The sequence below is a fragment of the Microbacterium pollutisoli genome, assembly GCF_053586795.1.
On the sequence record NZ_JBNYWT010000001.1, the window covers coordinates 379624 to 399888 of the forward strand.

Consider the following 20265-nt stretch of genomic DNA (forward strand, 5'->3'; position numbering starts at 1 on the left):
CCCCTTCCCGTCACCCGGAGGACCCCGCAGATCCATGGCAGCTTCGCGCACCGAATCCGCCCCCGCAGACCACGGCCGAATCGAGGACGTCGACCTGTCCTCGGAGATGCAGGACTCCTTCCTCGAGTACGCGTACTCCGTGATCTACTCGCGCGCACTCCCCGATGCGCGCGACGGGCTCAAGCCGGTGCAGCGGCGCATCCTGTTCCAGATGGCCGAGATGGGGCTGCGCCCCGACCGCGGGCACGTCAAGAGCGCCCGCGTCGTCGGCGAGGTGATGGGGAAGCTGCACCCGCACGGTGATTCGGCCATCTACGACGCACTCGTGCGCCTGGCGCAGGGCTTCGCGCTGCGCGTGCCGCTGGTCGACGGGCACGGCAACTTCGGTTCGCTCGACGACGGCCCGGCGGCGGCCCGCTACACCGAGGCCCGGCTGGCACCGGCCGCGCTGGCCCTCACCGAGAACCTCGACGAGGACGTCGTCGACTTCGTCCCGAACTACGACGGGCAGTTCCAGCAGCCGGAGGTGCTGCCGGCCGCGTTCCCGAACCTGCTGGTCAACGGCACCACCGGCATCGCGGTGGGGATGGCGACCAACATGGCGCCGCACAATCTCATCGAAGTGGTCTCCGCGGCCGTGCACCTGCTCGAGCATCCCGAGGCGACGCTGGAAGAGCTCATGGAGTTCGTGCCCGGCCCGGACCTTCCCGGCGGCGGCATCATCGTGAGCCTGGACGGGATCAAAGAGGCGTACGCGACCGGGCGCGGTACCTTCCGCACCCGGGCCAAGACATCCATCGAGTCGCTCGGACCGCGCCGCACCGGCATCGTCGTCACCGAGCTGCCGTACATGGTCGGCGTCGAGCGGGTGATCGAGAAGATCAAGGATGCCGTCGGCGCCAAGAAGCTGACCGGTATCTCCGACGTGACCGACCTGACCGACCGCAACCACGGGCTGCGGCTGGTCATCGGCATCAAGACCGGCTTCGACCCGAACGCCGTGCTGCAGCAGCTGTACCGGCTGACCCCGCTCGAGGACTCGTTCGGCATCAACAACGTCGCCCTCGTCAACGGCCAGCCGCAGACGCTCGGCCTGAAGGACCTGCTGCGCGTCTACCTCGACCACCGTCTCCAGGTGGTCACCCGGCGCAGCCGCCACCGGCTCAACCGCCGGCAGGAGCGCCTCCACCTCGTGGAGGGTCTGCTGATCGCGATCCTCGACATCGACGAGGTCATCCAGGTCATCCGCGCGTCGGATGACGGCGACCAGGCCCGCACCCGCCTGATGAGCGTGTTCGATCTCTCCCAGCCGCAGGCCGAGTACATCCTCGAGCTGCGCCTGCGCCGGCTCACGAAGTTCTCCCGCATCGAGCTGGAGGCCGAGCGTGACCAGCTGAAGGCCGAGATCGCCCAGCTGGAGGCGCTGCTGCGTGACGACGCGCTCCTGCGGGCGCAGGTCGCGCGGGAACTCGACGCGGCCGCCGAGACCTTCGGAACCCCCCGCCGCACCCTCCTGCTGGACGGGGGACCCGTCACGACGCGCTCCCGTGCGGCCGCCCCGGTCGACCTGCAGATCGCCGACGAGCCGTGCCGGGTGTTCCTGTCGGCGACCGGGCGCATGGTGCGCGCACAGCTCGACGCGGCCGGCGGGGGCATCGTGCCCCCGGCACGCCGTTCGAAGCACGACGCGATCCGGTCCGTCGTCGACACCACGGCCCGGGGCGAGATCGGTGCGGTGACCAGCGCCGGCCGGCTCATCCGCTTCTCCCCCGTCGACCTGCCCGCCGTGCCGGGCAACTCCGTGCAGCTCGCCGCGGGCACCAAGGCCGACCAGTACCTGGCGCTGGCCGCAGGTGAGCACGTCGTGGCGATCGTGCCTCTCGTCGACCAGCCCGTGGTCGCGCTGGGAACGCGGCAGGGCGTGGTCAAGCGCGTGGCCGCGACCGAGCTGGCGCCGGGCAAGACCGACGTCGAGATCATCTCGCTCAAGCCCGGTGACAGCGTCGTCGGTGCCGCCGCGGCCCCCGATGACAGCGAACTGGTCTTCGTCACCAGCGATGCCCAGCTGCTGCGGTTCGGCGCCGGTGCCGTGCGTCCCCAGGGCCGCGCGGCGGGTGGCATGGCGGGCGTCCGCGTCGCCGACGGGGAGCGGGTCGTCGCCTTCACCGCACTGACGGCGACCGAGGATGCCATGGTCGTCACCATCGCCGGGTCCAGCACCGCCCTGGCCGGCACCGACGCGGGATCGGGCAAGGTGTCGGCGCTGTCGGAGTTCCCCGCCAAGGGACGCGCGACCGGTGGGGTGCGCGCCCAGCGGTTCCTGAAGGGCGAGGACACGCTCCTGGTGGCGTGGGTGGGTGTCGAGCCGCGTGCCGTCGCCGCCGACGGCGCGGTGCGGGCGCTGCCCGAAGCCGGGGCCAAGCGCGACGCGTCCGGTCAGACCCTCGACGCGGCGATCAGCGCCGTGGGCACCGCCGTCTCCTGAGCGTCCGGCGCAGCGTGGCCCCGGATCAGTCGATGCTGACCAGGCGCAGCTGAGCGGCCCGGATCAGCACCTGGATGCGATCACGGACGCCCCATTTGGTCGTGATGCGTCCGAGGTGGGACTTCACGGTCGCCTCCGACACGAACATCTCCGCGGCGATCTCCGCGTTCGACATCCCGCGGGCCAGCAGCACGACCACCTGCATCTCCCGTTCGGTGAGCGCCTCCTCGCGGCTGAGCTCCCGGGGCGCGGGCGGCTGGCTGTTCTGCACCGAGCCGACCAGGGCCTGCGCGACGCGCGGCGAGAGGACGTATCCGCCCTCGTACGCGAGCCGCGCGGAATCGACGATGCGGTCCGGCGCAGTGTCCTTGACCAGGAACCCCGACGCGCCGGCGCTGAGCATCGGCACCACGACACGTTCGGTGGAGAACGTGGTCAGCGCGATGATCTTAATCCCCGGGAACTCGCGGGTCAGTCGCTCGGTGGCCTCGATGCCGTCCATCGTGGGCATCTGCACGTCCATGAGCACCACATCGGGGCGCACGGCGCGCACCAGTGAGATCGCATCCGCCCCGTCTTGGGCCTCCCCGACGACCTCGAACCCTTCGGCGGACTCGAAGAACACCCGCAGCGCCGCCCGGACAAGCGACTCGTCGTCGACGACAATCACCCGAATCGCATCAGTCACATGGTCATCTTACGGAGAGGCCGGCGTCCTCCCGCGCCGTGCGGTCTCGACGAAAGTCGCAACGGATGTAGTCGTGAGTCGGTCGCGGCGCGCAACGTCGGTTTGAAGAATCGATTCGAGACATTGCGGGAGGTGAATCGCATGAGTATCTTCTACATCTTCGGTCAGATGATCGGCATCTTCCGCTGATCGGCGGGCACAGGACAATCACGCCATAATCAGGTGGTGACCCCTCGACGTCGGCTGTCCGATCTGCTCCGCGCGCCGCTGTGGGCGTACCAGCCCCTGCGCGTGCGCACCCGTCGGGTGCTGCTGGTCCTCGTCGCCGTCGTGCTCATCGTCGACTCGCTGGTGCGCGCGACCGGCTCCACCGAGACGCCGCTGCTGCGCGCGATCGTGGGCACCGCGATCATCATCGCCACGGCGCTGTTCGCGTGGCGGCCCCCGGTGGCCGCCGTCGCGCTCATGGCCGTTGCGGTCCTTGGCGCCGCTTCCGGTGTCGCCGGCGACTACGTGATCGCCGCGGCCCTCATCCTGGGGATCGTCGCCGCCACCTGCAGTCTCGCCCTCACGGCGCTGTCGGCGGCCGTGACCGCCGCGTGGGTGGTGGTCGAAGTCGTGCTGCCGCAGGGGATCCTGGAGCCCGTCGGCGCGATCATCGTGGGCGTGCTCGGCGTGGTCAGCATGCTGATCGGCTTCACCATCCGGCAGCAGCACAGCCGGTGGCGCGAGCTGTCCGCGCAGCTGGAGGAGAACGAGCGGATCGTGGCCGAACAGCTGCGGCACGAACGTGAACTGATCGCAGACGAGCTGCACGACATCGTCGCGCACGAGATCACAATCGTCGCGCTGCACGCGGCGGTGCTGGAACGCACCGACGACTCCGGGGCGCGCCGGCAGTCGCAGACGGCCATCCGAGAGTCCGCGGTGCAGGCGCTGACCGATCTGCGCCGTGTCCTGGGCATGGTCCGCGGCGAGGAGAACCCCGCGCCGGAGAACGTCCCGGCACCTGAATCCCTCGACACGGCGCTCGAGGATGTGGCCGGCGAATTGAAGGCCGCGGGCATCGAGGTGCACGTCTCCGTCCCGAACCGGCTGCGCCTGCCCAACGCGTCGCTGCTCGCGCTGATCCGCGTCATCCGCGAGAGCGCCACCAATGTGCTCAAGCACGCCACCGGCGCCCGCAACGTGCGCATCTCGCTCACCGTCGAGCACGGCTGGGCGCATCTGGTGTTCTCGGACGACTCGCCCCCGGCACACACGGCGGGCCTGCCGTCCTCCGGCTACGGCATCATGCGTCTGCGCGAGCGGTTCCGGCTGTTCGGGGGGACGTTCGCGGCGGAGCGCCGCCCCGAGGGGTGGACGGTCACCGCATCGCTCCCCCTGTCCGACTGATCCCGGCCGAGAATGTAGACGAAAGTCGCAATCGGGGTGACCGAAGGTTCACAGTGTGTCGTCCCGCAGCTACCTAGGCTGGCAGGAGCCGGCAGACCAGTAGCCCCCCAACGCTGGTCGCTTGTGTGCGAACGCCATGCGAGTCCTGGTGCACATCGGGGACGAGAGCGTGCACGCGATCGTCGCCCAGAGCATCGCAGGCGTGACGCCCGCGGCGATGCCCGGGATCGATTCCCCCAAGATCGGTCCCGGGCCCCACGGTCGCCGGGCCGGTCCACGGCCGCCGAGATCGAACTCCGCCGGCCCGGCCGTGATCCTCAGGCGTCGATCGCCTCGCGGTTGAGGCTGTCCGCCGACGACACGATGAAATCCCGTCGCGGCGCGACGTCGCTGCCCATGAGCAGTTCGAACACGCGGGCGGCGCCTTCCGCATCCTCCACGCGCACCCGACGCAGCAGGCGTCCGGCGCGGTCCATCGTCGTCTCGGCGAGCTGGTCGGCGTCCATCTCCCCCAGGCCCTTGTAGCGCTGCACCGGCTCCTGCCAGCGTCGGCCCGACTTCTGGATCTTCGCCAGCAGCGCGTGCAGCTCCTTCTCGCTGTAGGTGTAGATGGTCTCGTTCGGCTTCGAGCCGGGGTTGATCACCACGACGCGATGCAGCGGGGGCACCGCCGCATACACGCGGCCGGCTTCGATGAGCGGGCGCATGTATCGGAAGAACAGCGTCAGCAGCAGGGTGCGGATGTGCGCGCCGTCGACGTCGGCGTCGCTCATCAGGATGATCTTGCCGTAGCGGGCCGCATCGAGGTCGAACGTGCGTCCGGAGCCCGCCCCGACGGTCTGGATGATCGCCGCGCACTCCGCGTTGGAGAGCATGTCGCTGATCGAGGCCTTCTGCACATTGAGGATCTTGCCGCGGATGGGCAGCAGCGCCTGGAACTCGCTGTTGCGCGCGTGCTTGGCCGTGCCCAGCGCGGAGTCGCCCTCCACGATGAACAGCTCCGACTGTGAGACGTCCTGCGTGCGGCAGTCGGCGAGCTTCACCGGCAGCGACGACGACTCGAGCGCGTTCTTGCGGCGCTGGGTCTCTTTGTGCGTGCGCGCCGAGATGCGCGCCTTCATCTCCGAGACGACCTTCTCCAGCAGCTGCGCCGTCTGGGCCTTGTCCTCGCGCTTGGTCGAGGTGAACCGGGCCGTCAGCTCCTTCGTGACGATGCTCTGCACGATCTGTCGGACGGCAGGGGTGCCGAGCACCTCCTTGGTCTGACCCTCGAACTGCGGCTCGGGCAGACGCACGGTCAGCACCGCCGACAGGCCTGCCAACACGTCGTCCTTCTCGAGCTTGTCGGTGCCGACCTTCAGCCGCCGCGCGTTCTGGTCGACCTGGGTGCGCAGCACCTTGATGAGACCGGCCTCGAAGCCCTGCTGATGCGTGCCGCCCTTGGGCGTGGCGATGATGTTCGCGAACGACCGGGTGACCGTCTCGTAGCCGGTCCCCCAGCGCACCGCGATGTCGACCTCGCAGGTGCGCTCCACGTCGGTGGGGACCATAGCGCCGCCCGGCTGCAGCACCGGCACCGTCTCGGTGAACGTGCCGGTGCCGGTGAGGCGCCACACGCTCGTCACCGCGGCATCCGGCGCGAGGAACTCGGCGAACTCGGAGATGCCGCCGTCGAACCGGTAGCTCGTCTCGACGCGCTCCGCCTCGCTGCCGGCGCGCTCGTCGATGATGACGATCTCGAGTCCCGGCACGAGGAACGCGGTCTGACGGGCGCGCTGGATCAGCTCGTCGAGATGGAACCCGGCATCCTTCGTGAAGATCTGCCGGTCGGCCCAGTAGCGGATGCGTGATCCGGTGACGCCCTTGGCGACCTTGCCGACCACGCGCAGCTCGGACGACTTCTCGAAGGGGGTGAAGTCGGCGTCGGGGCTCGGCCCGGAGAAGACGCCGGGTTCGCCGCGGTGGAACGACATCGCGTACGTCTTGCCGCCGCGGTCGACCTCCACGTCGAGGCGCTCGGACAGCGCGTTCACGACCGAGGCGCCCACCCCGTGCAGGCCGCCGGAGGCGGCATAGGAGCCGCCGCCGAACTTGCCACCGGCGTGCAGCTTGGTGAACACGACCTCGACACCGGTCAGCCCGGTGCGCGGCTCGACGTCGATCGGGATGCCGCGGGCGCGGTCGCGCACCTCGACGCTGCCGTCCGCGTGCAGCACCACTTCGATGCGGTCGCCGTGGCCGCCCAGCGCCTCGTCGACAGCGTTGTCGATGATCTCCCACAGGCAGTGCATGAGCCCGCGGGAGTCGGTGGAGCCGATGTACATGCCGGGCCGCTTGCGAACGGCCTCGAGCCCCTCGAGGACCTGCAGATGATGGGCGGAGTACTCGGCGGTCACAATCCTCCAGCGTATCCGCCGCCCCGGGGCGTAGGGCGGAGGACACACACGCTGCGGTCTACCAGAGACCCGCGGGCCGGGCGGCGGGTACGCGCACAGCGAAATGCCCCGCCTCAAGGGCATGATTCCCCGATGGGCGTGGTTGTATTTCATGACCGTGATGATCACTGAGCGGTCGGAGCGAACCGTTCGATACGTACAAGGAGGACCGAGCATGAGCACGTCGACCACCACCGAGCCCGGCACCGTCCTCGAGTACCGCCTGACGGCCGCGGACCGTTGCGACGCCTGCGGCGCGCAGGCCTACATCGCCGCCGAGGTCAACGGCAGCGAGCTGCTGTTCTGCGCCCACCACGGCCACAAGTACGAAGAGAAGCTGCGCGAGGTCGCCACGACCTGGCACGACGAGACGGCGCGCCTGCTCGAATCCGTCTGAGCGGCGCGGCCGCCGGGCATCCGTCCCGCGGTGCACAGCGCGCCGGTCAGAACCCGATCGCGTCCTTGTAGACCGACAGGAGACCGGTGCGCACCCCCGACGCGGAGGGCTTGGGCTGGAACACGCTCGAGTTGTGATTGCCCTCGATGACCACCGGTCCGTCCGGGGTGATCGCGAGATCCCACCCCACGTACGGGGCTTCGGGCGTGCGGGCGGCCAAGGCCTGAGCCAGTTCGACGACGCGGTCGTACATCGGCACCCGGAACCCCACGATCGGCGTCCCGGTGACCGGATGGTCGCGGTAGACATTGCTGTTCTTGTCCACGCCCGGGTAGAGGGCCACGCCGTCGGCGTCGAGCATCGTGAACATGCCGCCGGAGGCGAAGTTGTCGATGACGGCGCCGTTGCCGATGCGCAGGACCGCGGCGAGCAGGTGCACCGTGCCCTGCGGGTCGAGGAAGGTGATCAAGCGGATCGTGTTGACGCTGTCCGGGTAGAGGCGGGCCATGTCCGGATGCTGCACGATGAACTCGTCGATCATCGTCTGCCCGCGCGCGGTCACCTCGGCGCGGAAGGCGGCCGCGTCGGTGCCCGGCCCCGTCTCATGCAGGTCGATGCCCCCACCGCCCTGCCCATCGTTGGGCTTGGCCAGCACGCGCGGATGCCGGGTCAGGAAGGCTGCCAGTTCGGTGTCGTCCACGTCGCGCAGGTCGATCGACTCCCGGCCGAGCAGGTCGGCGTACTCTCGGGCGAACCGGCGCTTGTCCTCGAGCCGGGCGCGCCCCTCGGGGGTGTTGTACATCTTCGTGACCCGGTACGACTTCGGGTGGGTCATCCACGTCGCGCGTTCTTTCGCGTTCAGCAGGCGGATGTCCCACACCGCGTAGTCCCGGAAGCCCATGTCGTACTTGACCGAGCACCACAGCATGTCGGCGATGATCACCGGCAGCGGCGCCTTGGACACCTTCTGCGTCTGCCGGGCGAACTCGACGAGGTTGCCGAACCGGATGTTGCGCGCCCGGTTGAGCAGATACCCCAGACGCACGCGTGCCTGACCCATGGATCGATTCCCCTCGTGCTCAGAACCGCATGGCGGCACGGTAGTGCGGCAGCAGCCCGCGGTGGATGCCGGAGACGGACGGCTTGGACTGGAAGACGCCCGTGTTGTGGTTGCCCTCGATCACGACCGGACGCGTCGGCGTGATGGCGATGTCCCAGCCGATGTAGGGCAGCGCCGGCACGCGCCGGGCCAGGCGGTCGATCAGCTGCAGGATCTCGCCGTACAACGGCACCTGGTACCCGGTGATCGTCACACCGGTGATCGGGTGCGTCTCGAAGGGGTTGCCCTCCTCGTCGCTGGCGGCGTGCAGCGCGCGGCCGGCCTCGTCGAGCATCGTGTACATGCCGCCGTTGCTGAAGTTGTCGATCACCCCGCCGTTGCCGACCTTGAGCACGGCGGCCAGCAGGTGCACCTGGCCGTCCGGATCGAGGTAGGTGACCATGCGCAGCGAGTTGACGCTGCCCGGGTACAGGCGCGCCATCTCGGGATGCTGCACGAGCACTTCTTCGACGAGGGTCTCCCCCGCGGCGATGAGTTCGTCGCGCAGGGCGCCCGCGTCGCTGATGTCGGCGGTCTCGCGCATCGTGATGCCGTTGCCGCCGACGCCGCCGGGGTTCTTCGTGATGACACGGTCGTGGCGGCTGAGGAAGGCGGCCAGCTCCGCGGCATCCGTCCGGGTCACGTCGAGCCACTCGCGGCCGAGCTCGTCGCCGAAGCGCTGGGCGAACTCGAGCTTGTCGTCGAAGATGTGCCGTTGCGAATTGTCGTTGAGCCGGCGCGAGAGGTGGAACGACTTCGGGTCGGTCATGTACGTCTTGCGCTCACGACCCTTCAGGATGCGGAAGTCCCACTCCGAGTAGTTCTCGAACGTGGTCTCGTAGCGCACGGCGCACCATGCCATGTCGAGCACCACCCACCACACGGGCGCCTTCGACAGCCGCGCCGACTGCCGGGCGAACTGCAGCACCCGCTCGCGATCGAACGAGGTCACGCGGCGCACGAAGAAACGCGCGCGACGGTACAGGCGGTTCAGCGCTCCCATGTCAGGCCTTGCGGATGATGCCCAGGGGCGTGGACTGATGTCCCTGCCCGAGCGGGTTGTCGCCGAGGATGCGCACGAGGCGTGCTTCGGCCTGCGGGTCCAGGGTCGAGCCGAGGATGTTGCCGCCGATGTCGTTGATGTCGACGACGGCGACCTCGACCCCCACGAGCGCCTTCAGCCGGCGGGCGACGCCGTCCGGGTCGTTCGGGCCGAGCACGACCGCCTTGTTGTAGGGCGGGATCGTGCCGCTGGTGGGGCCGTCGATGGCGCGGGCCTTGTCGCCGGCGATCCGGTAGAAGTCGCCCCGGCGGCCGAACAGCTTCGTGACCGCGCTGACCGCCGCCGCGAACAGGATCCGGGGCGTGCCGCACTCGCGCAGCGCCATCTCCATCGTCTCGGGCATGCCCAGGCCGATGCCGTACGGCGTGCGGGTCACGTACTTCGACAGGAACCGGGCCAGCGGACGCGGCCGGATCTCGTCGAGCGTGTACGAGCGACCCTGCGTGATGGCGACGATCTTCTCGGTCACGAACAGCAGGTCACCCGGCTGCAGGTGACCGGCGGTGTACTCGGCCACGATCGCGTCGAGGTCGTCCCCGGGCATGACGACGCGCGTACGCAGCGGGATGCGCGCGTACGCGGTGTCGTCGACGGTGACCTCGAGCGCCTTGCCCTCGTTGGCCTCCAGGGTCATTCGAGATAGTCCCGCAGCGACTGCGAACGCGAGGGGTGCCGGAGCTTGGCCATCGTCTTGGACTCGATCTGGCGGATCCGCTCACGGGTCACCCCGAAGGTGTCGCCGATCTGGTCGAGCGTCTTGGGCTGACCGTCGCCGAGGCCGAACCGCATGCGGATCACGCCCGCCTCGCGCTCGGACAGCGAATCCAGCAGCGACTCGAGCTGACGCTGCAGCATGGTGAAGCCCACCGCGTCCGCCGGGACGACCGCCTCGGTGTCCTCGATGAGGTCGCCGAACTCGCTGTCGCCGTCCTCGCCGAGCGGGGTGTGCAGCGAGATGGGCTCGCGGCCGTACTTCTGGACCTCGACGACCTTCTCCGGCGTCATGTCCAGCTCGCGGCTGAGCTCTTCGGGGGTGGGCTCGCGGCCCAGGTCCTGCAGCATCTGGCGCTGCACACGGGCGAGCTTGTTGATGACCTCGACCATGTGCACCGGGATGCGGATGGTGCGCGCCTGGTCGGCCATCGCGCGGGTGATCGCCTGACGGATCCACCACGTCGCGTAGGTCGAGAACTTGAAGCCCTTGGTGTAGTCGAACTTCTCGACCGCACGGATCAGACCGAGGTTGCCCTCCTGGATGAGGTCGAGGAACTGCATGCCGCGGCCGGTGTAGCGCTTGGCGAGCGACACGACCAGACGCAGGTTCGCGCCCAGCAGGTGGCTCTTGGCACGCTGCCCGTCACGGGCGACCCATTGCAGGTCCAGGCCCAGCTGCGACGACTTCTCCGCCGCCGACATGTGCGAGAGCTTCTCCTCGGCGAACAGGCCCGCCTCGATGCGCATCGCCAGCTCGACCTCTTCGGCCGCGTTCAGCAGCGGCACCTTGCCGATCTGCTTCAGGTAGTCCTTGACCGGGTCGGCGGTGGCGCCGGTGATCTGCGTCGAGTAGACGGGGACGTCGTCCTCGTCCGACGAGGTGATGCGCAGCGCACCGGTCGGCAGGGGCTCGGTGAACGCCGGTTTGGCGGCGTCCTCGTCGTCCTCCGCGTCGTCGGCCTTGTCGGTCGCGCCGTTGGTGGTCTCGTCCGCCTCGTCCGCGTCGGTCTCGGCGACCTCGACGTCCTCGTCCTCGGGGGCGTCGTCGTCGGCGGCCTTCTTCCGGGCCTTGGCCGGTGCCGCCTTGGCGGCGGTCTTCTTCGCCGCGGGCGCGGCCTTCTTGGTGGCGGTCGCCTTCTTCGCCGAAGCCTTCTTCGCGGCGGCCTTCGGTGCGGCGGCCGTGCCGGCCGCTTCGGCGGTGGTCGTCTCTTCGGCGTCCTCGCCCGTACGCGTGCGGCTGGTCTTCGTAGCTGACGTCACGTCGTGCCTTTCACCGGCGGAACCCGCCGGGTTTTCGGACATTAGTATGACCCTTGTCAAGTCCGGCGACTGCACTGCCAGGCAGTGCGGCCACGATGACAACGGGTCAGATCCCCCATTGTCTCATACTCCCTCGCGATCCCTGCGCGTGCGCGGGTGTCGCGGAAACCCCTCTGCCGAGGTCAACGTGCGGCGACGGGCGGATATTCCCGCAGCGGGGGCCGGTTACCGGTCACTGCCGCGTGCGGCGGTCGTCGTCGCCGGGCGGGCGGGAGGCCAGGAAACGCTCCAATTCGGCGGCCAGTTCGTCGGCGCTCGGCAGGTCTCCGGTGTGGATGATCGGCTGCCCGAGGTTCGACCCCGCCATGTAGGAGTCGTACCGCTCCTCCAGCGTCTGCAGCATCGTGGTCAGCTCGGCGCTGGCGGCGACTTGCGCACTGACCTTTTCGAGGTACTCCTTGTTCTCCTCGCGCAGCTCTTCGCTCGAGAACACGAGACCCGTCGCGACGGTGAGGCTGTCGAGGACGGCGATGGCCGCGGCAGGGTATTCGGTGTCGCCCAGATAATGGGGCACCAGCAGCACGAATCCGGCCACCTGCGCACCGGCCTGGGCGAAACGGTGTTCGAGCAGGTGCCCGACCGTCGCCGGCACCTGGGTGCGCGGCTTCCAGACCGAGTGGGCCTCGGTCAGCTCGGTGCGCGTGCCGCTGACGGTGGTGCCCAGCGGCCGCGTGTGCGGGACGGGCATGGGGATCGCGTGCACCCAGGTGACGGTGGACACGGACAGCCCTTCGGCCAGGCCGATGACCGTCTCGGTGAAGGCGTCCCACGCGAAGTCCGGTTCGTATCCGGCCAGCAACACAAAGGGGTGTCCCAGCGTGTCGTGCGCGAGGGAGAGCTCGAGCCGTGGCGCCCGGTAGTCGGTCAGCCGGTCGCCGTCGAACGTGACGACCGGCCGGCGGGCGCGGTAGTCGAGCAGTACGTCCGCCGAGAACGACACGATCGGCGTCGGGTCGAGGTCTTCGCGCAGCAGGTCGATGACGCGCGAGACGGCGCCGCCGGCATCGGTGAAGCCGGTCAGCATCACGACGAGCGGCAGCCCCGGCGGCACGGGCGGTGCCGACGCAACGCGCTCATAAAGAGGACCCGACAAAGGCATAGATCCACTGTACGAGGCGTGGGCCGGGCCGGGCGCACCGTCGTCCCGCTGACAGCGAACACGATCGGCGGGCGAAAACTAGGATGGTCAGCATGCCGATCCCCGCGTTGACGCTCTCCCCCGCCCCCCTGACCGATGCCGACGCGGATGCGCTGGTGCTCGCACTGCCTCCCCTCGGCGATGACGCCGAGGCCCTGGCCGCGTGGCCGGGACTGGCGGCCTCGCTGCGCGCCGTCGGCTTCACCGGCACCGCCGGCAGCACCGTCCGCGCGTACGCACCGGAGGTGACCGACAAGCCCCTCGTCGTCGTGGGCACCGGGGTCGACCCTGACGCCGCCGCCGTGCGCGACGCCGTGGGCGCCGCCGTGCGCACCACGACCGGTTTCGCGACGCTCGCCGTCGCCGTGCCCGACACCGCCAGTGCGCTGTGGCGCGCCGCGGCCGAAGGTGCCGTGCTGGGCGGCTACCGGTTCGACGGGTACAAGAAGGATGTCGGTGCGCAGCGTGCCGAGCGGGTCGTCCTGCACACGGCGGCCGCGGCCTCCGAGGCCGACATCGCCGCGGTCACCGCGGTCGGCGAGGCCGTCGCACTGGTCAAAGACCTCGTGCACACGCCCGCCGAGTGGCTGGGGCCGGCGGACTTCGCCCAGCAGGCCGTCGACGCCGTCGCCGCCCTGCCGGTGGACGTCGAGGTCCTGGACGAGGTCGCGCTGGCCGAGCAGGGCTTCGGCGGCATCCTCGGCGTCGGCAAGGGCTCGGACCGCCCGCCGCGGCTGATCCGCCTGGACTACTCGCCCGCCGACGCGTCGCGGCACATCGCGCTGGTCGGCAAGGGCATCACGTTCGACACGGGCGGGCTTTCGCTCAAGCCCGCCGCGTCGATGGTCGGCATGAAGTACGACATGGCCGGCGCCGCGACGGTGCTCGCCGTCGTCCGCGCCGCCGCCGCCCTGCAGCTCCCGGTCCACGTGTCCGGGTGGCTGTGCGTGGCCGACAACATGCCGTCCGGTCGGGCGACACGACCCGGGGACGTCGTGCGCACGTTCGACGGCACCACCGTCGAAGTGCTCAACACCGACGCGGAGGGACGGCTCGTGCTCGCCGACGGTCTCGCCGCGGCCAGCCGCACCCGCCCCGACGTGCTCGTCGACATCGCGACGCTGACCGGCGCCATCATCGTGGCCCTCGGAAACCGGCACACCGGCGTCATGGGCGACGATCACGCGGTGGCCGAGTACCTGGCGGCCGCCGACCGGGCCGGTGAACTCGCCTGGCAGCTGCCCCTGCCGGCGCACATGGCCGAAGAGCTCGACTCCCCCATCGCCGACCTGCAGAACGCGAAGATCGGCGATCCCGCCGGCGGGTCGATGTTCGCGGGGCTGTTCCTGCAGCGTTTCGTCGGTACCGTCGGTGAAGACGATCCGACGCCGATCCCCTGGATCCACCTCGACATCGCCGGCTCCGGAATGCTCAAGGGCGCCGGCTACGGCGTCACCGACAAGGGGCCGACCGCCGCCACCGTGCGGTCGCTCATCGAGTTCGTGGGAGGCGCGGAATGAGCGAACGCAACGCAGACGTCGTCGTCCTCGGCGGCGGCAGCGGCGGCTACGCGGCGGCGCTGCGGGCAGCCGAACTGGGCAAGAGCGTCATCCTCATCGAGAAGGACAAGCTCGGCGGCACCTGCCTGCACCGCGGCTGCATCCCCACCAAGGCGCTGCTGCATGCGGCCGAGGTCGCCGATCACGTGCGCACCGCCGCCGACGTGGGCGTGACGGCCACCCTGACCGGGATCGACCCGGCCGGTGTGGCCGCGTACCGCGAGGGCATCGTCGCCAAGAAGCACAAGGGGCTCGAAGGCCTCATCAAGGCGCGCGGCATCGAGGTCGTCACCGGCACAGGACAGCTCACCTCCGATCGTGCGGTGGCCGTCGGCGACGATCTCTACCGCGGCGCCGACATCGTCCTGGCGACCGGTTCGTACAGCCGCACGCTGCCCGGGCTCGAGATCGGCGGCCGGGTGCTGACCAGCGAGGGCGCGCTGGGGCTGGCTGAGATCCCCGCGCGTGTGGTCATCCTCGGTGGTGGGGTGATCGGCGTCGAGTTCGCGAGCGTGTGGCGCTCCTTCGGCGCCGAGGTCACCATCGTCGAAGCGCTCGACCACCTTCTGCCCGGAGAGGACGTCGCATCCAGCAAGGCGCTCGAGCGGGCGTTCCGCAAACGGGGCATCGCCGCACGTCTGGGCACCCGGTTCGCCGGGGTGACCCAGACCGACGACGACGTCTCGGTCGCGCTCGAGGACGGCACCGCGCTGGAGGCGGACCATCTCCTCGTCGCCGTCGGCCGCGGACCGGCATCGGACGGTCTCGGCTTCGAAGAGGCCGGCGTCTCGCTCGAGCGCGGGTTCGTCACCGTCGATGATCGTCTGCACACCACGGCCGACCGCATCTGGGCCGTCGGCGATCTCGTCGCGGGGCCGCAGCTGGCCCATCGCGGATTCGCGCAGGGGATCTTCGTGGCCGAGCAGATCGCGGGTCTGTCACCGGTGCCGGTGCCCGACACCACGATCCCGCGGGTCACCTACTCGCACCCCGAAGTGGCCTCCGTCGGGCTCACCGAGGCGCAGGCGCGGGAGGCGCACGGCGACGCGGTGGTCGCCTACGAATACAACCTCGCCGGCAACGGCAAGAGCGAGATCATCGGCACCGGCGGCATCGTGAAGGTCGTGCGTCGGAAGGACGGTCCGGTCGTGGGCGTCCACCTGGTCGGCGACCGGGTCGGCGAGCTCATCACCGAAGGTCAGCTCGCCGTGGGCTGGGAGGCCCACCCCGAAGACATCGCGCCGCTCATCCACGCGCATCCCACGCAGAGCGAGGCACTGGGAGAGGCATTCCTCGCGCTGGCGGGAAAGCCGCTGCATGCACTCTGACTCGCGCCCGCGGGTCACTAAGCTAGAGAAGACATCGACATCTGAAGGAGACACACCCATGAGCACATCCGTGGTCCTCCCCGCGCTCGGCGAGAGCGTGACTGAGGGTACGGTCACCCGCTGGCTCAAGCAGGTCGGTGACACCGTCCAGGCCGACGAGGGACTGCTGGAGATCTCCACCGACAAGGTGGACACCGAGATCCCTTCGCCGGTGAGCGGCGTGCTCGAGGCGATCCTGGTGCAGGAGGACGAGACCGTCGAGGTGGGTGCTGTCCTGGCCGAGATCGGCGACGGCTCCGGCGCCGGCTCTTCGGATGCTCCTGCTGCCGAGCACGCGGCCCCCGCTGAGCACGCGGCCCCCGCTGAGCAGGCGGCGCCCGCTGAGCAGGCCGCTCCTGCCGAGCAGGCCGCTCCTGCCGAGCAGGCCGCTCCTGCCGAGCAGGCCGCGCCCGCCGAGCAGGCTCCTGCCGCGCCGGCCGCCGAGCAGCCCGCGGCCGCTGCGGCCCCCGCCGCTTCCGGCGACGCGAAGGATGTCGTGCTCCCCGAGCTCGGCGAGAGCGTCACCGAGGGCACCGTGACCCGTTGGCTCAAGCAGGTCGGCGACAGCGTCGAGACCGACGAGCCGCTGCTGGAGATCTCCACCGACAAGGTCGACACCGAGATCCCCTCGCCCTTCTCCGGCACGCTGCAGGAGATCGTCGTCTCCGAGGATGAGACCGTCGAGGTCGGTGCCGTGCTCGCGCGCATCGGCTCCGGCGCGGCCGCCCCCGCCGAGGCTCCCGCCGCCGAGCCCCCGGCGCCCGCTGCTGAGGCTCCGGCCCCCGCCGAGGCTCCGGCTCCCGCTGCGGAAGCGCCCGCCGCTCCGGCTCCGGCCCCCGCCGCTCCGGCTCCGGCCCCCGCCGAGGCTCCGGCTCCCGCTGCGGAGGCACCTGCCGCTCCGGCTGCACCCGCACCGGCCCCGGCAGCCGCTCCTGCGCCGGCTGCGCCGGCGGCCGGCGATGACACCGTCACCTACGTCACCCCGCTCGTGCGCCGACTCGCGCAGCAGCAGGGCGTCGACCTGGCGACGGTCACCGGCACGGGTGTGGGCGGACGCATCCGCAAGGAGGATGTGCTCAAGGCCGCCGAGCAGGCGAAGTCTCCGGCCCCGGCCGCCGCGGCTCCGGCCACCCCGCAGCTCGAGGTCTCGCCGCTGCGCGGCACCACCCAGCCGTTCTCGCGGCTGCGCAAGGTCCTCGCCCAGCGCGCGGTCGCCTCCATGCAGGAGACCGCCCAGCTGACCACCGTGGTGAAGGTCGATGTCACCAAGGTGGCGGCGCTGCGCAGCGCGGTGCAGGCGGACTTCGTCGCCAAGACCGGCGGCAAGCTGTCGTTCCTGCCGTTCTTCGTGCTGGCCGCGACCGAGGCGCTGCAGGCCTACCCGATCATCAACGCGACGGTCGAAGGCACCGACATCGTCTACCCCGCCTCCGAGAACATCTCGATCGCGGTCGACACCGAGCGCGGTCTGCTGACGCCGGTCGTGCGCGACGCGGCCGGCAAGAACCTGGCGCAGATCTCGAACGAGATCGCCGATCTGGCCGCGCGCACGCGCGAGAACAAGCTGAAGCCCGACGAGCTGGCCGGCGGCACGTTCACCGTGACCAACACCGGTTCGCGGGGCGCGCTGTTCGACACGCCGGTCGTGTTCCTGCCGCAGTCGGCGATCCTCGGCACCGGCGCGGTCGTCAAGGAGCCCGGTGTCGTGAAGGTCGACGGTGTGGACGCCATCGCCGTCCGCTCCTACGTCTACCTCGCCCTGTCGTACGATCACCGCATCATCGACGGCGCCGACGCGGCCCGCTTCCTCGGCGCGATGAAGGCGCGCCTGGAGGCCGCCGAGTTCGAGGGTCAGCTCGGCATCTGAATCACTCCGGCCCCGCGATGTCGTACACGTCGCGGATCAGCCACCCGCCGCCGTCCCGCACGATCACCACGATCTGTGCCGGGGCGGCGGCGTCGTCTGTGTCCTCGGCGCGCAGCACCACCACCCCGCCGTATTCGTCGAGGACCGACAGCTCCGGCTTCACCGATCCGGTGGCCACCCCGGCGGGAACCGGCCGGCCCGGCTCTTCGAGCACGCCCTCGCACGCGTCGTCGGAGGCGTCCCGGCAGTGCGTGAGTCGGCCCAGCAGCGCCGTGGCGGCGTCGACTGGGTCGGGGGCGGCGTCCGGCGTCGGCACGGACGGCTGTGGCGGATCCGTGGGCACAGGTGACGGCGTGTCGATGACGGATGCCGGGGCGGCGGCCGAGTCGTCGTCCTGCGGCCACAGTGCGCCGCCGGCCACGATCACCCCCGCGATGCCGGCGGCGATCAGCCAGGCACGGCGGCGCGTGGGTGGCGCGGCGTCGTCGGGCGGGGTGTCCGGCTCGACCTGATCCGGTGCGTCGGTGTCGGGATCGGCGGCCGTCGCCGTACGAGCCGTGATCCCGGCCTTCGGGCGGTGTGAGCGCAGCCGCTCCCCCAGACCGCGGAGCCGGGCGGCCAGGTCGCCATCGAACGCCTGCACGAGGCGGTCCACCAGCACCGCGACCGTGCCCGGCGCCGCGGCGTCCGGCCCCGGCACGCGCGACGCGGTCACCGGAACCGATCGGGCCGGCGGCGCCGCGCGCCGGCCGAGGGCGACGGGAGCCGCCGCATCCAGCAGCCGCTGTTCACACGCCTCCCAGGCTCCCCGCGGCGGGTCCGCGGAACCGACCAGGGCCGCCGCATCCTCGAGCGCCTCCGCGAGCGGCTCCTCCTGGGCGGCCGCCAGCCGGCCCAGCAGCGCGTCGGTCTCCTCGCGCCAGGAGCCCCCACCACCCAGCGCCAGCACGGGGCGTCCCTCATCGGTGAGCCACCACGTGCCGCCGTCCTCGTCGCGCGCCGCCGCCTCGCCGGCCCCGCGCAGCAGGCTGACGGCGATGTTGACGGCCTCGCCCGGCGACAGCGGATCACACGCGGCGACCCGCGGCACCAGCCGGTCCGGACACAGCGGCAGCAGCACCGCGTGCCCGTCGCCGGTGCGGGCGATGTCGACCGGCGCGAGCAGATGGCCGTCGGCCGCCGCATCCCACACCGCCGCGATGCCGGGCTCCCCGGCATCCACCCAGACGCGCGGCGGAACCCCGGCGCGCACGGTCCCCGGGTACGGGTAGTCCCCCGGACGCACGGTGCGCAGCGCGGCGGGCGGCTGCAGCGGGTCGTTCCACATCGAGGCGGCCATCGTCCGAGTCTGCGTCCCCCACCCCGCGGGGGGCACGGGTGGTACGCGACTCGGTGGACAGTCGCGCCCACAGCGAACCTGGGGAGGAACCGGCGCGACGCGCAGGTAGGCTGGGAGCCATGGCATCCCGCAGTTCCGCACCCGAGAAGCGCCCCGGGTTCTTCAAGCAGCTCCGCTCCCTGATCACGTTCACGAAGGACGCGTACCCGTGGCTGCCGTGGGTGCTCATCGGGACCATCGTGCTCGGTGCCGCCCTGGGTGTGCTGGTCGGCTTCCTCATCCCGCCCGCGGCCATCTGGAGCGTCATCCTCTGGGGCGTCACCGGACTCATGTTCGGTCTGCTCGGCGCGATGATCACCCTCACGCGCCTGTCCACGAAGGCGATGTACAAGAAGATCGACGGCATGCCCGGCGCGTCCGGGCACGTGCTGTCGACGTCCCTGGGGCGCAAGTGGATCGCATCGGACATGCCCGTGGGTATCAACCCCAAGACGCAGGATGCCGTGTACCGCGCGATCGGTCGCGGGGGCGTCGTCATCGTCGCCGAAGGCGCGCGGGGCCGGATGACGCGGCTGATCAACGACGAGCGGCTGAAGGTGCAGCGGGTCGCGGCCGGTGTGCCCATCGAAGTCTTCTACGTCGGTCACGGCGAGGACGAGGTGCCCATCAGCAAGCTCGCCTCGACGATCAAGTCCCTGCCCAAGAAGCTCGACCGGGCCACCCTGGCCGCAGTCGTCAAGCGCGTCGACTCGGTGTCGCAGTCGGTCACGTCGCTGCCGATCCCCAAAGGCATCGACCCGATGAAGGCCCGCGCCCCGCGTCCGCGCTGAGCGCGGCGCCCGGATCAGGCGCGGACGAGGATCGTGCCGGCCGCCTTGTCGTGCAGACCGCGCTGATCAGCATCCCAGATCACGGCGGGGATCACGACGACCAGCAGCAGCGTCCGCACGATGGGCCGCCACAGCCCCGGCCAGCCGCCGTGCAGCATCTCGAGCCGCAGTCCCATGATGCGGTGACCGGGACTGCCCCCGAGGGTCGGGATGAACAGGACCTGCAGGATCGCGAACACGATCAACGGTGAGAACATCGTCACCCCGGCGTCGGCGGGCAGCGCGAACTGGTCATAGCCGAAGAACGCCGTCGCGATGAGGGTGGCGGCGGCGTAGTCGATGATGAGCGCGACGATGCGGCGGCCGAAGCGTGCGACGCTGCCTGATCCGCTGTCCGGACGGCCCAGTCGTTCGCCCGGATAGGTGTTCTCGGTCACGGGATCTGGCACCCTTCCAGCCTACGTCGTCCACGAAACATCCCCGAAACACGGGAGATACTGCCGGGCAACTGGATGCCGATAGATTCGAGGCACGCGCGATCCGAGATGCGCGACACTCACCCGATCTGG

16 protein-coding genes are annotated in these 20265 nt (G+C 70.5%); 7 read left to right on the forward strand and 9 right to left on the reverse strand.

Going from position 1 to position 20265, the window contains the following annotated elements; all coding sequences use genetic code 11:
* Window positions 1-34: 34 nt before the first annotated feature.
* Window positions 35-2485: a DNA gyrase/topoisomerase IV subunit A gene (locus tag ACQ143_RS01850; RefSeq protein WP_449569019.1), complete on the forward strand. Its 2451-nt coding sequence runs from the start codon at window positions 35-37 to the stop codon at window positions 2483-2485.
* A gap of 25 nt (window positions 2486-2510) precedes the next feature.
* Here ACQ143_RS01850 and ACQ143_RS01855 read toward each other — a convergent pair whose 3' ends face one another.
* On the reverse strand, window positions 2511-3173 hold the full coding sequence (locus ACQ143_RS01855; protein WP_449569020.1) for a response regulator: 663 nt from the start codon (window positions 3171-3173) through the stop codon (window positions 2511-2513).
* Between the two features lie 225 nt (window positions 3174-3398).
* Between ACQ143_RS01855 and ACQ143_RS01860 the strand changes: the two genes are divergently transcribed.
* Window positions 3399-4568 carry a sensor histidine kinase gene (locus tag ACQ143_RS01860; protein WP_449569021.1) on the forward strand — a complete coding sequence of 390 codons (1170 nt, stop codon included), beginning with the start codon at window positions 3399-3401 and terminating at the stop codon, window positions 4566-4568.
* Window positions 4569-4885: 317 nt separating this feature from the next.
* Here ACQ143_RS01860 and ACQ143_RS01865 read toward each other — a convergent pair whose 3' ends face one another.
* A complete protein-coding gene (locus tag ACQ143_RS01865) occupies window positions 4886-6964 on the reverse strand; it encodes a DNA gyrase/topoisomerase IV subunit B (protein WP_449569022.1) in 2079 nt (692 codons plus the stop codon).
* 214 nt (window positions 6965-7178) lie between these two features.
* On the opposite strand from ACQ143_RS01865, the gene ACQ143_RS01870 reads away from it, so the two are divergent.
* Window positions 7179-7400: a DUF7455 domain-containing protein gene (locus ACQ143_RS01870; protein ID WP_449569023.1), complete on the forward strand. Its 222-nt coding sequence runs from the start codon at window positions 7179-7181 to the stop codon at window positions 7398-7400.
* Between the two features lie 46 nt (window positions 7401-7446).
* Here the strand turns inward: ACQ143_RS01870 and ACQ143_RS01875 are convergent, their stop codons facing one another.
* The 5 genes from ACQ143_RS01875 to ACQ143_RS01895 all read right to left on the reverse strand — a co-directional run bounded on the left by ACQ143_RS01875 (window position 7447) and on the right by ACQ143_RS01895 (window position 12695).
* Window positions 7447-8460 (reverse strand): sugar-transfer associated ATP-grasp domain-containing protein, encoded by a 1014-nt coding sequence (locus ACQ143_RS01875; protein ID WP_449569024.1) that lies wholly within the window; start codon window positions 8458-8460, stop codon window positions 7447-7449.
* A 19-nt stretch (window positions 8461-8479) separates the two neighbouring features.
* Window positions 8480-9502 carry a sugar-transfer associated ATP-grasp domain-containing protein gene (locus ACQ143_RS01880; RefSeq protein ID WP_449569025.1) on the reverse strand — a complete coding sequence of 341 codons (1023 nt, stop codon included), beginning with the start codon at window positions 9500-9502 and terminating at the stop codon, window positions 8480-8482.
* Window position 9503: 1 nt separating this feature from the next.
* Window positions 9504-10196, reverse strand: a complete 693-nt coding sequence (locus ACQ143_RS01885) for a coenzyme F420-0:L-glutamate ligase (RefSeq protein WP_449569026.1) — start codon at window positions 10194-10196, stop codon at window positions 9504-9506.
* On the reverse strand, window positions 10193-11536 hold the full coding sequence (locus ACQ143_RS01890; protein WP_449569027.1) for an RNA polymerase sigma factor: 1344 nt from the start codon (window positions 11534-11536) through the stop codon (window positions 10193-10195). The genes ACQ143_RS01885 and ACQ143_RS01890 overlap by 4 nt, the downstream gene beginning before the upstream one ends.
* Before the next feature lie 232 nt (window positions 11537-11768).
* A complete protein-coding gene (locus ACQ143_RS01895) occupies window positions 11769-12695 on the reverse strand; it encodes a proteasome assembly chaperone family protein (protein WP_449569028.1) in 927 nt (308 codons plus the stop codon).
* Window positions 12696-12787: 92 nt separating this feature from the next.
* On the opposite strand from ACQ143_RS01895, the gene ACQ143_RS01900 reads away from it, so the two are divergent.
* From ACQ143_RS01900 to sucB, 3 genes are read left to right on the forward strand one after another with little or no spacing between them, the layout of a single operon-like run.
* Window positions 12788-14254: a leucyl aminopeptidase gene (locus ACQ143_RS01900; RefSeq protein WP_449569029.1), complete on the forward strand. Its 1467-nt coding sequence runs from the start codon at window positions 12788-12790 to the stop codon at window positions 14252-14254.
* Complete coding sequence (gene lpdA, locus ACQ143_RS01905) at window positions 14251-15621, forward strand: dihydrolipoyl dehydrogenase (protein ID WP_449569030.1); 1371 nt, start codon at window positions 14251-14253, stop codon at window positions 15619-15621. Before ACQ143_RS01900 ends, lpdA begins: the two co-directional genes overlap by 4 nt.
* A gap of 58 nt (window positions 15622-15679) precedes the next feature.
* Complete coding sequence (gene sucB, locus ACQ143_RS01910) at window positions 15680-17527, forward strand: 2-oxoglutarate dehydrogenase, E2 component, dihydrolipoamide succinyltransferase (protein ID WP_449569031.1); 1848 nt, start codon at window positions 15680-15682, stop codon at window positions 17525-17527.
* Between the two features lies 1 nt (window position 17528).
* Here the strand turns inward: sucB and ACQ143_RS01915 are convergent, their stop codons facing one another.
* Window positions 17529-18866: a hypothetical protein gene (locus ACQ143_RS01915; protein WP_449569032.1), complete on the reverse strand. Its 1338-nt coding sequence runs from the start codon at window positions 18864-18866 to the stop codon at window positions 17529-17531.
* Between the two features lie 119 nt (window positions 18867-18985).
* Between ACQ143_RS01915 and ACQ143_RS01920 the strand changes: the two genes are divergently transcribed.
* Window positions 18986-19696: a DUF4191 domain-containing protein gene (locus tag ACQ143_RS01920; RefSeq protein ID WP_449569033.1), complete on the forward strand. Its 711-nt coding sequence runs from the start codon at window positions 18986-18988 to the stop codon at window positions 19694-19696.
* A gap of 14 nt (window positions 19697-19710) precedes the next feature.
* Here ACQ143_RS01920 and ACQ143_RS01925 read toward each other — a convergent pair whose 3' ends face one another.
* On the reverse strand, window positions 19711-20145 hold the full coding sequence (locus ACQ143_RS01925) for an RDD family protein (RefSeq protein WP_449569034.1): 435 nt from the start codon (window positions 20143-20145) through the stop codon (window positions 19711-19713).
* Window positions 20146-20265: the final 120 nt, after the last annotated feature.

What these genes read in the sequence shown, in the direction of transcription:
- ACQ143_RS01850 (WP_449569019.1), top strand. Translation starts at nt 35, where the DNA reads ATGGCAGCTTCGCGCACCGAATCCGCCCCCGCAGACCACGGCCGAATC.
- ACQ143_RS01870 (WP_449569023.1), top strand. Translation starts at nt 7,179, where the DNA reads ATGAGCACGTCGACCACCACCGAGCCCGGCACCGTCCTCGAGTACCGC.
- ACQ143_RS01875 (WP_449569024.1), bottom strand. Translation starts at nt 8,460, where the DNA reads ATGGGTCAGGCACGCGTGCGTCTGGGGTATCTGCTCAACCGGGCGCGC.
- ACQ143_RS01880 (WP_449569025.1), bottom strand. Translation starts at nt 9,502, where the DNA reads ATGGGAGCGCTGAACCGCCTGTACCGTCGCGCGCGTTTCTTCGTGCGC.
- ACQ143_RS01885 (WP_449569026.1), bottom strand. Translation starts at nt 10,196, where the DNA reads ATGACCCTGGAGGCCAACGAGGGCAAGGCGCTCGAGGTCACCGTCGAC.
- ACQ143_RS01895 (WP_449569028.1), bottom strand. Translation starts at nt 12,695, where the DNA reads ATGCCTTTGTCGGGTCCTCTTTATGAGCGCGTTGCGTCGGCACCGCCC.
- ACQ143_RS01900 (WP_449569029.1), top strand. Translation starts at nt 12,788, where the DNA reads ATGCCGATCCCCGCGTTGACGCTCTCCCCCGCCCCCCTGACCGATGCC.
- lpdA (WP_449569030.1), top strand. Translation starts at nt 14,251, where the DNA reads ATGAGCGAACGCAACGCAGACGTCGTCGTCCTCGGCGGCGGCAGCGGC.
- sucB (WP_449569031.1), top strand. Translation starts at nt 15,680, where the DNA reads ATGAGCACATCCGTGGTCCTCCCCGCGCTCGGCGAGAGCGTGACTGAG.
- ACQ143_RS01915 (WP_449569032.1), bottom strand. Translation starts at nt 18,866, where the DNA reads ATGGCCGCCTCGATGTGGAACGACCCGCTGCAGCCGCCCGCCGCGCTG.
- ACQ143_RS01920 (WP_449569033.1), top strand. Translation starts at nt 18,986, where the DNA reads ATGGCATCCCGCAGTTCCGCACCCGAGAAGCGCCCCGGGTTCTTCAAG.